The following is a 13,687-nucleotide window of genomic DNA, read 5'->3' as shown; positions in this document are numbered from 1 at the left end:
CTTTTTTTGAATTAATTTCACACAGCTTCAACACATAAAAGAAAGGCCCTATACAGGCCTATAAGAAATTGAACTCAACATGAATACGTTCATCGGCTAAAGTCAGCATTGCATAAGATGGATTTCTACCATCTCTTGAATGCCACAAGCTGCCTGGATTCAGCAATGTTATACCGCTCACTTCATCTAATGACGCGACATGGGTATGACCATAACAAACAATATCACACGTATTTTCAAGTGCCTTCTTGGCAAGAAATTGCAGACGGTTGCCATAATATGACTGATTGCCATGAATTAACAGAATCCGATGCTGTTCAGCCTTAATAATCTTAGCTTCCGGATAATCATAATAATAATCATTATTGCCGCGTACAGTTATCAGCTGCGGATAAATATCCTCAGGCGTTTCGATATCACCGCAGTGCAGCATCAGATCAACATGATTTTGGTGCGCCTCGATCACCTTATCCATCACTTTATTTTTGCCATGTGAATCACTCATCACAAGTATTTTCATAAATATCACCGCTGATATCTTACCATTATTTTCAGCAATTTTAAAGCTTAATTCGATTAACTTCGATAGAACTTACCTGAATATGTTCTTCATTGCTGCCGGAAGCATTCACCGGTACGCCATCTACAAGAATTGAAATGTTGTCAAAGCCCAATACCTCATGAATAGAAAGAACCAGTGTATTTAAGGCTTCTTCCTTACCTATAGCTTCCTCGCTCAATATCGAATTATCCAAATGAATAACTAAAGTATCTACATCGATCTCCACTGGCTCACTCATTGTCACACGTTCTAATGCTAATGGCTGTGCTAACGTCGATGTAACACTGATATCGGAAAGAATTGTTTCAATGACATCATTAACATCCAGACTGCCGCCGTTGATCCGTCTGGATTTTGGCACATAATATTCAGTGCCGTTAATCTCCTTAACATAATAAATGTTCAGGTTATGTGAATCATGCAGAGTCGCTGTAGCACTTTCAAAATTATTGAACCCTAACCGACGGTCAAGATTTTCACTCAGCGGCGTTCCTTTTAAAGGCATCTGATTCAACGCATTGCCGTTGACACTGATGGATACCGTATCAATATCATCGAATTGAGTAGCCGCCCAAACCAGTGATTCTACAATCGCTAATTCATCCTTCGCGTCATAGGCCAGAAATCCCTCATTAAAATCAAGATTGACATGACGATCACTGATGACAGCCTCATTTAAAGCGGCACTGGCAGGCAGTACCGATTCAAACACACTATTATCTACATCGCTGCTCATAAGTTCAATCATTTTCTGCATTTTTTCAGGTTCACTCATCAAGCTGTTTAATTCAACATTTAACGGTATCAGAATCCCATCCTGATCTCTTTGAACAATCAGCAGCGAATCAACAGCTGCCGGTGCCATTACACTCTGTGTATCCGGATGCTGCGCAATCGGTATGGTTTTTACTGAAAGGTAGCTTAAGACAGCAAAAGCGCTGAATATATATGCGATTTGGAGCTTTCGGTTCATCATTTCACCTCAATCCATCCTATGCGGGAATAAAGTGAAATAGTATCTAATTTTATCTCAAAAGCATGGTTTTCATATCACTCATTGATTATAAGTGCTGGTTTCAACTAATTTGCCGTCTTTATCATAAAGCCAATAAGTTTTATTACTTATCTGCTTCAGCATTTGTTTGCCTCTGAAAACAGCATTTTTATATTCATAGTATTCCATGCCAAAATTCAAGTATGAGGTATCTCTGGCTACCATCACGATCCCATTCTCAATCACAATTTTATCTGAATGATAAGCAAAGGCTCCCTGAATCATACCGCTGATCAAGTTCACCAAAGCTAAGAAGAAACAAAGCAATAAAACTACAGAGTTGGCAAATTTACCCCGTATATGCATACTCATCTGCTGATAGAAATAAAAGATTAAAATCAAGATAGATATAATTAAAAACACAAACAAAAACAAAGACGGAAGATCTCTTAACACTAAACCGAACATTTGTTCAATCATCATGAGTATTAATTTTATGATTAGAAATGCGGTGATTGGAATCAGCCCCCATAAGCGTTTCAGTTTATTCATCGGCAATCCTCTCTTTTCTCTGGCTTTGTATCAATTTTTTATTTTATCATGATATCACGTTTAAAAGCTAATGGCAAAAAAAAGACTTAGTCTTCAAAATCAATCTTTTGAACAGCTAAGTCTTCATTTATAATCGCTTTGATCTGACGCTTCATCAAGGCTGCATCTTTCGTTGTGCAAACCACAACCTGACCTTTTGCTTCCCCCTTAGGCAATGTCAGCATATTGACTGCCGCTTGGTTGGAATCGTAGAGCTTTACATTTAACAGCCGCTTTACTTCATCAGCGATCAAAGGAAAGTGGGTACAGCCTAAAATCACGGCGTCAACCTTTCCCTTATAAGGTGTCACATAATCAGCCGCTGCCGCATATAATGCCGCCTGATCATCGCCGTTTTCAATCAGCGGAACTAAGGCCGGACAGGCAAGCTCATACACCTGACATGTCTCATCAAGCTGATGGATAGCTTTCTCAAAAGCATGCGCCGAGATAGTTTTAGCGGTTGCCATAACTAAGACCGCATGCACATCTTCACCTGCTAATTGATCAACAGTCGGCTGCAGCACACCCTTTAACTGCATCTTAGGAAAGGCCTGACACAAATCATCAAACACATTGGCACATAGCGTATTGCAGGCGATAACCACTTCCTCGATTCCCCGCTTTTGAAATTCATGAATCATTTTAGCGCCATATTTAAACAATTCGGCTTTAGATAAGGCGCCATAAGGTGCATGCAGCTGATCGCCGATAAACATAAAATCAACCTTAGGATTGGCATCCATCAATGCCTTCATTACCTGAATGCCCCCTAATCCCGAATCACAGATACCAATTTTTTTATTCATTATCCTATATCCTCTAGTCTTAGACCCTTCTCTGTCATTTCCTTTGCCTTTTCAACTCCGACATACCGCAGAACAAGATGTCCTTTTTCATTCACATCCTCGGGATAACGGAACACAAAACCATATTCAGCAATATGTTTCTTCAGCCAGGCAATTTGTTCATTTTCCTGCTTTTTATTTTCTGCCTCAGCATCATCGGCGGTCGCCTCTTTCGCCTCTGCTTTCTCAACCTCAACCTTTGCCAGCTGCAGTTCAACGGTATAGCCAAGCTGATTTTCAAAATGTCCAGGCTTAAAGATATGCTGATCAACCTCATCATAGCCATAATGAAGCAGCGCCTGTTCATAGAGCTCAACCTGCTCCTCATACGATACAAAACCGCCGACCAGAATCATATTGCCGCAAGTTTTGCCGTTCAGCTCAGTCGCCGCCGCACACAATGAGGATAGCGCTGATGCAGGCTCCTTACGCACCTGAATGGGTTCATTTTCACTATATGCGTTGACACTTGGGACATTCACAATATCAACCAAATCATCCGGCTGATAACGATAAAGCGTTTTCCCTTCAATGATTTTAGCCGTCAGGGCGCTTGGATCAATCAACAAACCCTCATTCTCGGCATAACGATCCCCATGTTCAAAGAAATCACTCATCAGCTCATAAGAATAATTTCTCACCAAAGGTTCAAGATTATCATGATTAAACGTCACATCAAGATATTTATTGACAAAATCAACGATCGTCTGTGCATCAGCAGGTCTGGCTGCCTTGGCTATATTATAATAAACCGTATAGCGGATATTAAAATCCGAAATCCCAAAATACGGCATAAATTCCTCAGGCAGCAGCTGACGGTCAATCAGATAATTAATATCCTCACTGCTTAAATAACTAATAATCAAATCCCGATTATCATTATCTGCATATTTATATCTCGCAAGCGGATCAAAATGCTTGTTCATTATACTGTAACAGCATATGAAAAGAACAATTAAACTACCTATAAAGATAGCTCTTTTGGTTTTCATAAAATCACCTCCACAGTATTATAGCACAACTAAAAGAAACTAAACAGAAAATCAGTCAGCCTTTGCGTAAATAAGGGCCTTATTGAAAAGGCCCATGTTTAACCGTCGATTTTTAATTGATTTAACCGTATCAATTCAAGCATTGCCTGAGTACGTGAAGACACATTTAACTTTAAGATCACATTGGATATGTGATTTCTTACGGTCTTATCACTGATTCCCATCAACGCGGCAATTTCCTTGGTGCTGTAGTTTTGAATCAGATAATTAAAAACTTCAGCCTCACGTTTCGTACAGACCATTTGCGTAAGTAACCCTCCTAGTTCCGACACTCTATCCTATGCATCAGATTCATTTTTGTCAGTGTTACTTGCATGAAGAACCTCAAAAACATTTTGAGCAACCTGCTGCGGCACTACCTCAGCAAGCTCTTCCACAGTGGCAGCTTTTAAATTCTTTAATGATTTGAAACGCTTCCAGATTTCTTTTTTCCGCACCTCACCGATGCCCTCCACATCATCAAGCACCGATTTTGTCATCGCCTTGCTGCGCAGCTTGCGATGATAGCTGATAGCAAAACGATGGACCTCATCCTGCATCTGAGTCAGCAGAAAGAAAAGCGCACTGTCTTTTTTAATATCGATGATATTGCCGTCACTGTCCATCAAATTGCTTGTGCGGTGACGATCATCCTTAACTAAGCCAGCTAAAGTGATATCAATTTCAAATTCCGAAAGAATTTCCTTAGCCGCCTCAATCTGCTGCCAGCCGCCATCGACAATCAGCAGGTCACTGCACGGACTTTTCTCTTTGAGGATTCGGAAATAGCGGCGGTAAATGACCTCTTTCATTGAATCAAGATCGCTGACATACGGTCCCAAACGATAGAGGCGGTAATCTTTCTTCGAGGGCTCGCCATCCTTAAACACAATAAAGCCGGAAACATTAAAAGCACCGGAGATATGTGAGTTATCGACCATCTCAATAGAAGTGATCCGTTTATGAAAGATAGAAGACAACGCATACATTGCTTCTTCCTTCTTATTTTCTTCACGGCTTGCCAATTCAAATTTCTGATGATGCGAATCACGGGCATTCGCGATAACCATATCCACCAGCTTCAGCTTATCACCTTTAATCGGCTGAACGATTTTGGTATCCAACGCCTGTTCCAGCAAAGTCACATCAAGAGCGGAAGGCAGCAAAATCTCTGCCGGCAATGGATTTTTTCCATAATACTGCATAATAAAGGAAGTAAACATCGCCTGCGGATCATCGACAATTGGATGAATAGCCAGCGCTCTTTCAAGGATTTTTCCTGAACGCAGAAAAAAGCCCTGAATACTGATATAGCCTTTATCCACATAATAACCAAAAACATCACGGTCTTTCTTATCTTTAAACTGTACCTGCTGCTTCGCCGTTACATGTTCAATGGAACGGATCAGCTCCAGCTTTTCCTGTGCCTTCTCAAACTGCAGCGCTTCACTGGCCTCATTCATTTCTTTTTTCAGCTGAGTAAGCAAATCATTGACATCACCGCGCAGAAATCGTTTGATGCCGTTGACCATCTCCTGATAGACATGTTCATCAATCTCATTGATACAAGGACCTAGACATTGATGAATATGATAATAAAGGCATTCTTTTTTAGGCATTTTCTTACATTTTCGCAAAGGGTAAAGCTGATTCAGCAGATTAATCGTATGATATGCCGCACCTGAATCAGGAAACGGCCCAAAATATTCCGCTTTTTTATCAGCCGTATTGCGAACTACCTTTAATGTCGGCAGCTTTTCCTTCGATAATTTGATGTAAGGATAACTCTTATCATCCATAAACATGATATTAAAACGCGGCGCGTATTTCTTAATCAAGTTAAATTCAAGCAGCAGCGCTTCCTTTTCAGAACCTGTTACAATATATTCAAAATCGACAATATTAGAGACCAGTTTCGTTGTCTTATAGTTATGAGCACCGACAAAATAGGATTTTACCCGGTTTTTCAGTTTAATCGCTTTACCTACATAGATGACTTCACCATTGATATCCTTCATTAAATAACAGCCTGGCTCAGCCGGCAGCAGCGCGAGTTTATTTTTAATCAATTCACTGGGCATGATTATTTCCCCTTGGTTTTCAGCGTTACCACGGTAGCGCCTAAACCGCCTTCACCCTGACCGCCCATGCGAAACTCCGCCACTCTTGGATTCTTTTTCAAATAGGCATGAATGGCATTCCGCAAAGCCCCGGTACCAACGCCATGAACAAGACGTACATTGGACACATTCGCTAACACCGCATTATCCAGATATTTATCAATGACTGCCAATGCCTCATCGACATACAGGCCAATCACATTGCATTCAAGTGAAATTGATGAACGCAGTGATTTCGCATAAGAAGACTTCGGCTTTTTCACCTTTTGTTTTTTAGCTGGCAATAATTCCTCCGGCTTCAGCTTCATTTTCAGTCCATTCGCCAATACATGAATGTATTTACCGCTGACCTCCTGAACTTCACCATAATAATTATATTTTTTGATCTGCACATAATCACCGACCGCATAGACATGATTTTCATCCTCTGCGATCGGTTCACTTTCAGGTACTACACTGTCAAGCTTTTTGCGGATCGCTAATAATTCATGAGGTTTAGCCGCTTTGCTGTCCTTCAGCTCCTGAATGATCGCTTCACTTTCCTCACGCGCTTCCTCCACAAGGAAGAAAGCTTTCTCTTTCGCATCTTCGATAATTTTCTCACGCTCAGCCTCAAACTTTTCTTTTGCCTTATCAAAGGCTTCTTGTTCAGCACGCAGCGTTTTCAGCTCCTCTTCAAGATGACTCTGAATCGACATATTCTGCTGAATCGTATCCTCCAACCGTTCCACACTGCGCTCCTGTTCAGTTTTGTTTGCTTCCTTGATTTGGGCGGCCTGGGTTAAAATTTTATTGTTTAAGCCAAAACGGCGGGCAATTTCAAAAGCATTTGACTTTCCGCTTAAACCCTCGATATAGCGATAGGTCGGCTGCATCTTTTCCATATCAAACTCAACACTGGATAAAAGCACTTCATCCCAGCGGGCGCCATAAGCCTTTAATTGTGAATAATGGGTCGTAGCAACTACCATGGCGTTTTTAGTCCGCAGATAATCAAGAATGGCGATTGCCAATGCTTCCCCTTCCTTTGGGTCTGTGCCGGAACCCAGCTCATCCAGCAGGATCAGCGAGCGATCCGTCGCATGGTCACAGATGGCAGCCAGCTTCGATAAATGCGCCGAAAAAGTGGATAAAGACTGTTCAATTGACTGTTCATCACCAATATCCACAAAAATACCATCATATAACGGCATAACCGCTTCCTCACAGGGAATTGGAAAACCGCACATGCTCATCAGCACAAATAAGCCTAATGTCTTCAGGGTTACTGTTTTACCGCCGGTATTAGAACCGGTAATCAACAGGATTCGTTTGGGCAAGACAATTTCATATGTATTTGCAATGACTTTTTTAGGATCAATCAATGGATGCCGTGCTTTTTTCAAATATAGACGCTGTGCTTTATCATCAATTTCAGCAACACAGGAATCATTCTCCTTCGCCCAGCGGGCTTTCGCAAAAATAGCATCTAATAAACCAAAGGTCTCACAATTGCTGATCAGTGCATCACTTTCCTTTTTCACAAGTGAAGAAAGCTGCTGCAAGATACGTTCAATCTCTTCCTGTTCAGCACTGCGTGCGCTCTGCAGCTTATTGTTTGCGTGAATCAGACTTTCCGGCTCAATATAAGCAGTCTGACCGGAAGCACTCTCACCGTGAATAAAACCCTTGACTGAATTCTTTTCACTGATCTTCACTAAGACGCAGATACGGTCATTGCGCGTTGTAGTAATCGTATCCATCAATTTAGCGCTATTGTTTTGAATAAAATTCTGTACCGCCGTATTGACATCCGCCTCACATGCTTTAATCGTTTTACGAATTGATTTCAGCTGGGCGCTCGCGCTGTCCATAACCTCATAGTTCACCGAAATACATTTTTCAATCGCCTCGGCCATTGATAATGGCAGATTTAAAGCATCACTCAGTTCCAGCAATGCCTCAACATCCTGATCAAAATTCTTCATATAATTTTGTGCCGCCTGCGCGCAGCGCACCTGATCCGCACACTGACGCAGCTGCTGAGCAGATAAGCTCAAGCCTTTTTTAGCGCCGTTCAGTGCCTCCCTTAGATCATGGACACCGCCAAGTGGCATCGTACCATATTGAATCGTACAGCGAATTGCTTCCCGGCTGCGTCTAAGCTCACGCTTGACATGCAGACTGTCAAAATACGGCTTCGCGTTCATGATTTCATGGACACCTAATGAAAACGCGCAATAACGGGAAATCTCCCGTTTAATATGTTCAAGCTCTAACGCTTCATAACTCTCTTTCATAATTCCTCCTAATTCACTGCTGATAAAATAAATTCAGCAAGATCACTGTCACTGATGCCTTTCGCCGCAAGCCAGACTTTAAATTCCTGGAGCGATTTAGTATCAGCATTCTCTCCCTTTTCAATCATTTGATAATCATTCAGCACATCGCCAGCCAATAAAACAACTTCATCATTGAATGGCTTCGCATAGCGAATCAAAGACGCGGAAATAAATTCCTTGCTGTTGCTGACTAAGGGAGTATTTAAAACAAAATAAACAATCAAAACGACCAGCATTCCCTGCACAAGTCCAAACGCCATGCCCAGCACCGCATTGATTGTTGAAATCACCGGCATCTTCTGAAACAGCTTGCTTAATGGCCGCAAAACCAAAAGCAAAAGCATAAAAGCGGCGGTCAATAAAACAAAAATCAGCGCCCGATTGGCATAACCATAGAAAAATGCCGCCAGATTGGTTTTGGCATACGGCGCTAATTCCTTTGGGAAAACCGCAAACACATCAGCGATCGCCGGGGTTATCCGCCAACAGATAAAAAGCACCAAAAAGAAAGAAAGACAGCTCAGTATCTTATAAAAAAACCTTTTCGATATCCATCTATGATCAGTATTCCCAAAACTGCAATCAGTATCAAATCAAAAAATATTGCATATTGACTATTTATAATCATTCCTTCACCTGCTTACCCTATAATAATAATGCATCTGTCTTTTTAATGCAAACAATGTTAAAATGGAGAGCGAGGTGAATTTATGAATACCGTTTCTTTAACATTAAACCAAAAACAGATTGACACCCTGTTTGAAACATATCGAAGCAAGGCTGTAAAGACGCCGGCCTACGCCCAATACCAGCTTAAACTCGACGGCTGTACGATAACCGCCTATGATTCAAAGAAGGTTGTATTTCAGGGCCGGGACGCGGAAGAAATGGCCGCCCTTTTTGAGCCTAAAACACTTTCTCAGCCACCTCTTCAACACGCCGCTGAGCTTAATGGTTATCCGCAGGCCGGCAGTGATGAGGTCGGCACCGGTGATTATTTTGGCCCGGTCTGTGTCTGCGCCGCCTATGTTGATGCCAGCCACGCTTCGCTCATGCAGTCATTAGGCATTCAAGACAGCAAACAGCTAAGTGATGAACAGATTTTAAAAATCGCGCCCAAGCTGATGGCCGAAATCCCCTATTCATTATTGATTCTTGATAATTACAAATACAATCAGGTACATCAGACGCAAAATTTAAACTGCATCAAAGCCAAACTGCATAATCAGGCTTATCTGCATCTGCGAAACAAGCTTGGCCAGCTCCCTGCTTTATCAGTGATTGACCAATTCACACCGGAAGCCAGCTATTACCGTTATTTAAAAAATGAACGTGAAATTGTACGCGGCATCACTTTTGAAACCAAGGCCGAAAATAAATATCCGGCAGTTGCCTGCGGCTCCATCATTGCCCGCTTCGCATTTTTAAAGGCGATGGATACCCTCAGTGAGCATTATTCCTTCAAGCTGCCAAAAGGCGCCGGGCCTGCCACTGAAGAGCCGATTCAGCAGTTTTATGAACTGCATGGCGAGCAAGGCTTGATGAATGCCGCTAAGCTTCACTTTAAGAATACCGATAAAATTAAACGTTAGAAAAGCAGGCCGCAACCTGCTTTTTTTAGTCATGATGAATGATTTCGACGTTCAGCCGCACATCGTGATCGAGCTGTTTCAATTCGACACCTGCCGATAAAAACATCCGCTTACTGGCTTTAACCGCATCGGTATCCGCGTATTTATCACACTCGTACACGACCCGTTTGATGCCGCTTTGAATAATTGCTTTCGCGCATTCATTGCATGGAAAGAGTGAGACATAGATTGTACAGCCGCGGCACAGCTGATTGCTGTTAAGAATCGCATTCAGCTCCGCGTGAACAACATAAGGATACTTTGTATCACCAAAATCACCCTCGCGCTCCCATGGATAAACATCATCATCACAGCCGCTTGGAAAGCCATTGTAGCCAATGCCAACGACCCGATGCTCTTCAGAAACAATCGCAGCGCCTACCTGTGTGGAAGGATCTTTTGACCGTTTAGCGGAGAGATGAGCCAATCCCATAAAATAGTCATCCCAAGATAAAACATCAGTTCTTTTCATGTTTAGCCTCCTGAAGCTGCTTCAAGGCAGCATTTAAGCTCGGTTCATAAGCTGATTCATTCTGACTTTCAGCCGTTTTGATGAAATTATGTTTCATCAACTCGGCATAACCATTAAGATTCAGTTTCTGGGCCGTAGTAATTAAAATCGCGTCCGTCATCGGATAGAACGGATCAATCCGCTGAACTCTCGGCACTAACAGACAGAGGCCAACTATCAGCAGGATAAAAGCATTTCGCGTATGCATGCGCAAGGTTTTCCAGCGCTTAACATCAATCATGATAAAGGCCAGAATACCGCCCACGATAAAGCCGCCAAGATGCGCCATTAAGGAAATATTCGGCAGCAATGAAATAAAGACATTCATCATGATCGTCGAGGTTAAATTCACCCGTACCATCCGATTCTTGATTGAACCATCGGCGCAAAGCGATACGATATAAGCACCCAAAAGACCAAACAAACCGCCGCTGATCCCCAGCCCGGCAATATTGGCATCACCGATAAAGACAAACAGATTGCCAGCCACGATTGATGCAAGCAAAATCAACAGGAACTGTTTCTTGGTATAACGTTTTTCACAATAAAACCCTAGATTAAACAAAGCCATCATATTCATTAATAAATGGAAAATATCCGCATGGACAAAGCCGGCACTCAGCAGCCGCCAATATTCAAAATTGGAGACAACAGACATCTTATAGTAAGCGCCAAGGAAAATCGCAGCACTAGTCAGTTCGCCATTCATCAAGGATAACAGATTTACTAAAATGAATACGGCGACACAGATACCGATAAGTACCATTGTCAGCTTCGGCAAGTCCTTTACCGGAATCTTACGCCGCTGACGGGCTTCATTCATCGCTTTCTTCTCAAGCCTTTTCGTACATTTTAAGAATTCTTCCTGATTATTTTCTACCTTATGACATACCGATTCAATACCCGGAAAGGCCTTTATCAGTATTTCATCCATTATTTGATCAGGCAATACGACATATTGCTTGGCATATTCATTTTCAGCAGCCGCAGATAATTCGTTGGTATTTAAAATTAAAAGCAGCCCTTGCGCACCAACTGCACTTAAAATAACCTGATGAACACTTTTTAGATAGGTATCCTGAGAATACAGCTCCGTGCTCACATCACCGCATAGACGAATCACTGGATATTCCTTATTCAGCGGATTTGCAAGCCAGAAATCATTGGACTGATTTTGTCTGAGGGTGACAATCTGATAATTATAGTGAGTGACTAAAAAAGTCAGCAGCTGCATGCAAGTAACGTCACTGTCACGATATTGCATTACATCTCCTCCTTTCGAATCGTATCTAAAATATTCTGAAAATCCGGCGGCAGCGGCGCATGAACCGTCACACTCTCACCGGTTGACGGGTGAACAAACGTGAGCGTATGGGCATGAAGCAGCTGACCGCCGCAATCCATCGTCTTACGATATGAATACTTCTGATCACCCACCACCGGATGCTTGATATATTGCATATGAACACGAATCTGATGAGTGCGTCCCGTTTCCAAGCGGCATTCCACCAGCGTATAGTTTTTAAACCGTTCAACAACCTTAAAGTGCGTCACAGCATGTTTTGAATTGACCGCGGTAACCGCCATCTTCTGACGATCCTTAACATCCCGGCCGATCGGCGCGTCAATCGTTCCGTAATCATGCTCCATTACGCCATGCACCAACGCGTAATAAAGACGATTCACCGTTTTATCTTTCAGCTGATCAGCAAGAGAAAGATGGGCTTTATCATTTTTTGCGACAATTAAAAGGCCCGTTGTATCCTTATCGATGCGGTGCACAATTCCCGGCCGCAAAACACCGTTGATTCCAGAAAGATCGGTGCAATGATAAAGCAGGCCGTTGACCAAAGTGCCATGCTGATTGCCAGCCGATGGATGAACCACCATCCCCCGCGGCTTATTGATCACAATAACATCGCTGTCTTCATAAACAATATCCAGATTCAGATTTTCCGCCGGAGCGTCTAATTCCGCATCATCAATAAAATCCAGCTCAATAAAATCATCGAGCTTTACCTTATAGTTATTTTTAACCGGTTTGCCATTGACCAGCAAAGATCCCTCATCAATCAATGTCTGAAGACGGCTGCGCGTCAGTTCCGCCTCATATTTCGCAGCAACCTTATCAATACGCTCATTCACATCTTCCGCGACCACACGCCATTCGCTATGTTTCATTTTTTTAATCCTCTACTTTCCAGAAAAACATCAAACAAAATCAATAAAACACCGATACATAAAACCGAATCGGCAACATTAAACACTGGGAAATCATAGCCAAAGATCACAAAATCCAAGAAATCAATTACATACTGATAAGCCAAGCGGTCAATAAAATTGCCGATTGTACCCGCCATCATCATTACTAACCCCAGCTTTGTCAGCTTCTCGGCATTGCTGGTTTTGAAATAAAAATAGCCAAGCACCAGCAGCGCTGCAATCGAAATCAGATAAAAGAACATCATTTTGCCTTCCAGCATACTCCATGCAGCCCCCGTATTATGGACATAAGTTAATTCAAAAAACTTACCCAGCACCGGGATGCTTTGACCATATTCCATCGTATTTGCCACAATCAGCTTGGTAATCTGATCCAGTGCGATCAGAGCCAATGCTAAAATTCCGTGTTTCTTATTCATTCAAGTCACTCCATTTCAAAACTTCTAGTTCTTATTTTAAACCATGCCTATCATTATAACAAGAAAATTATTTCCTTCATCAATAAATTCAGGAAATCATGCCATCAAAGATGACACCTAGCTGCCTTTCTCGCGGCGCTGTTCCTTCCTGTATTTCAATGTCTCTCTCTTTCTACCTAACGGTATTGGAGTCATACCCGAGCAAATCCATACAGGAACTCTTTTTATCAGTTCAATGATTTCCATCAAGTAAACAGCCTTTTCTTCTAGTTTGGGTCTATTTCCCTTGATTCATTGAATTTTATGTTATCTGAATAATGCTAATATGGCGGTTAGCTGACATTCTTTAATACTCGCTTTTCCTATCTTCTTACCAATCGCTGCCCATTGCTCTGTTTGCGTTTGCTTTTCTTTTACGAACACTCGATATTCTCTT

At 42.1% G+C, this 13,687-nt stretch carries 14 protein-coding genes; 1 reads left to right on the top strand and 13 read right to left on the bottom strand.

All coding sequences use genetic code 11. The features are described from left to right. Positions 1 to 58 precede the first annotated feature (58 nt). From DAHG_RS14635 to DAHG_RS14595, 9 genes are all read right to left on the bottom strand, one after another. Complete coding sequence (locus DAHG_RS14635; protein ID WP_022939097.1) at positions 59 to 520, bottom strand: metallophosphoesterase family protein; 462 nt, start codon at positions 518 to 520, stop codon at positions 59 to 61. Positions 521 to 560: 40 nt separating this feature from the next. Continuing rightward, on the bottom strand, positions 561 to 1,538 hold the full coding sequence (locus DAHG_RS14630; protein WP_084744605.1) for a GerMN domain-containing protein: 978 nt from the start codon (positions 1,536 to 1,538) through the stop codon (positions 561 to 563). A gap of 78 nt (positions 1,539 to 1,616) precedes the next feature. Continuing rightward, complete coding sequence (locus DAHG_RS14625; RefSeq protein ID WP_022939095.1) at positions 1,617 to 2,108, bottom strand: hypothetical protein; 492 nt, start codon at positions 2,106 to 2,108, stop codon at positions 1,617 to 1,619. A gap of 86 nt (positions 2,109 to 2,194) precedes the next feature. Next, positions 2,195 to 2,956 (bottom strand): glutamate racemase, encoded by a 762-nt coding sequence (murI, locus tag DAHG_RS14620; protein ID WP_022939094.1) that lies wholly within the window; start codon positions 2,954 to 2,956, stop codon positions 2,195 to 2,197. Beyond that, positions 2,956 to 3,987 (bottom strand): D-alanyl-D-alanine carboxypeptidase family protein, encoded by a 1,032-nt coding sequence (locus DAHG_RS14615; protein WP_022939093.1) that lies wholly within the window; start codon positions 3,985 to 3,987, stop codon positions 2,956 to 2,958. Before DAHG_RS14615 ends, murI begins: the two co-directional genes overlap by 1 nt. A gap of 98 nt (positions 3,988 to 4,085) precedes the next feature. After that, positions 4,086 to 4,289 carry a helix-turn-helix domain-containing protein gene (locus DAHG_RS14610; protein ID WP_022939092.1) on the bottom strand — a complete coding sequence of 68 codons (204 nt, stop codon included), beginning with the start codon at positions 4,287 to 4,289 and terminating at the stop codon, positions 4,086 to 4,088. A gap of 36 nt (positions 4,290 to 4,325) precedes the next feature. Next, entirely contained in the window at positions 4,326 to 6,107 is a 1,782-nt protein-coding gene (uvrC, locus tag DAHG_RS14605; protein ID WP_022939091.1) for an excinuclease ABC subunit UvrC, read from the bottom strand. Between the two features lie 2 nt (positions 6,108 to 6,109). After that, positions 6,110 to 8,425, bottom strand: coding sequence for an endonuclease MutS2 (locus tag DAHG_RS14600; protein ID WP_022939090.1), 2,316 nt, complete (start codon positions 8,423 to 8,425; stop codon positions 6,110 to 6,112). Between the two features lie 8 nt (positions 8,426 to 8,433). Continuing rightward, the gene (locus DAHG_RS14595; RefSeq protein WP_261797472.1) at positions 8,434 to 8,994 is read right to left on the bottom strand and encodes a CvpA family protein; all 561 of its coding nucleotides are present in this window, start codon (positions 8,992 to 8,994) and stop codon (positions 8,434 to 8,436) included. A gap of 183 nt (positions 8,995 to 9,177) precedes the next feature. Here DAHG_RS14595 and rnhC point away from each other — a divergent pair, with 183 nt between their 5' ends. Next, positions 9,178 to 10,059, top strand: a complete 882-nt coding sequence (rnhC, locus tag DAHG_RS14590; protein WP_022939088.1) for a ribonuclease HIII — start codon at positions 9,178 to 9,180, stop codon at positions 10,057 to 10,059. Between the two features lie 25 nt (positions 10,060 to 10,084). On the opposite strand, the gene DAHG_RS14585 is transcribed toward rnhC, so the two are convergent. From DAHG_RS14585 to lspA, 4 genes are read right to left on the bottom strand one after another with little or no spacing between them, the layout of a single operon-like run. Next, the gene (locus DAHG_RS14585; RefSeq protein ID WP_022939087.1) at positions 10,085 to 10,570 is read right to left on the bottom strand and encodes a deoxycytidylate deaminase; all 486 of its coding nucleotides are present in this window, start codon (positions 10,568 to 10,570) and stop codon (positions 10,085 to 10,087) included. After that, the gene (locus tag DAHG_RS14580; RefSeq protein ID WP_022939086.1) at positions 10,557 to 11,873 is read right to left on the bottom strand and encodes a rhomboid family intramembrane serine protease; all 1,317 of its coding nucleotides are present in this window, start codon (positions 11,871 to 11,873) and stop codon (positions 10,557 to 10,559) included. The genes DAHG_RS14585 and DAHG_RS14580 overlap by 14 nt, the downstream gene beginning before the upstream one ends. Next, positions 11,873 to 12,790, bottom strand: coding sequence for an RluA family pseudouridine synthase (locus DAHG_RS14575; protein ID WP_022939085.1), 918 nt, complete (start codon positions 12,788 to 12,790; stop codon positions 11,873 to 11,875). The genes DAHG_RS14580 and DAHG_RS14575 overlap by 1 nt, the downstream gene beginning before the upstream one ends. After that, on the bottom strand, positions 12,787 to 13,251 hold the full coding sequence (gene lspA, locus DAHG_RS14570; RefSeq protein WP_022939084.1) for a signal peptidase II: 465 nt from the start codon (positions 13,249 to 13,251) through the stop codon (positions 12,787 to 12,789). Before lspA ends, DAHG_RS14575 begins: the two co-directional genes overlap by 4 nt. Positions 13,252 to 13,687 lie beyond the last annotated feature (436 nt).

Source organism: Dielma fastidiosa (genome assembly GCF_000313565.1).
Lineage (GTDB): Bacteria > Bacillota_I > Bacilli_A > Erysipelotrichales > Erysipelotrichaceae > Dielma > Dielma fastidiosa.
Note: the sequence above shows the minus strand (reverse complement) of the source record. Positions and strands in the feature narration are given on the sequence as shown.

Bases quoted from the DNA above. Each gene is read 5' to 3' on its own strand.
- DAHG_RS14635 (WP_022939097.1), bottom strand. From the start codon at position 520: ATGAAAATACTTGTGATGAGTGATTCACATGGCAAAAATAAAGTGATG.
- DAHG_RS14630 (WP_084744605.1), bottom strand. From the start codon at position 1,538: ATGATGAACCGAAAGCTCCAAATCGCATATATATTCAGCGCTTTTGCT.
- DAHG_RS14625 (WP_022939095.1), bottom strand. From the start codon at position 2,108: ATGAATAAACTGAAACGCTTATGGGGGCTGATTCCAATCACCGCATTT.
- murI (WP_022939094.1), bottom strand. From the start codon at position 2,956: ATGAATAAAAAAATTGGTATCTGTGATTCGGGATTAGGGGGCATTCAG.
- DAHG_RS14615 (WP_022939093.1), bottom strand. From the start codon at position 3,987: ATGAAAACCAAAAGAGCTATCTTTATAGGTAGTTTAATTGTTCTTTTC.
- DAHG_RS14610 (WP_022939092.1), bottom strand. From the start codon at position 4,289: ATGGTCTGTACGAAACGTGAGGCTGAAGTTTTTAATTATCTGATTCAA.
- uvrC (WP_022939091.1), bottom strand. From the start codon at position 6,107: ATGCCCAGTGAATTGATTAAAAATAAACTCGCGCTGCTGCCGGCTGAG.
- DAHG_RS14600 (WP_022939090.1), bottom strand. From the start codon at position 8,425: ATGAAAGAGAGTTATGAAGCGTTAGAGCTTGAACATATTAAACGGGAG.
- rnhC (WP_022939088.1), top strand. From the start codon at position 9,178: ATGAATACCGTTTCTTTAACATTAAACCAAAAACAGATTGACACCCTG.
- DAHG_RS14585 (WP_022939087.1), bottom strand. From the start codon at position 10,570: ATGAAAAGAACTGATGTTTTATCTTGGGATGACTATTTTATGGGATTG.
- DAHG_RS14580 (WP_022939086.1), bottom strand. From the start codon at position 11,873: ATGCAATATCGTGACAGTGACGTTACTTGCATGCAGCTGCTGACTTTT.
- DAHG_RS14575 (WP_022939085.1), bottom strand. From the start codon at position 12,790: ATGAAACATAGCGAATGGCGTGTGGTCGCGGAAGATGTGAATGAGCGT.
- lspA (WP_022939084.1), bottom strand. From the start codon at position 13,251: ATGAATAAGAAACACGGAATTTTAGCATTGGCTCTGATCGCACTGGAT.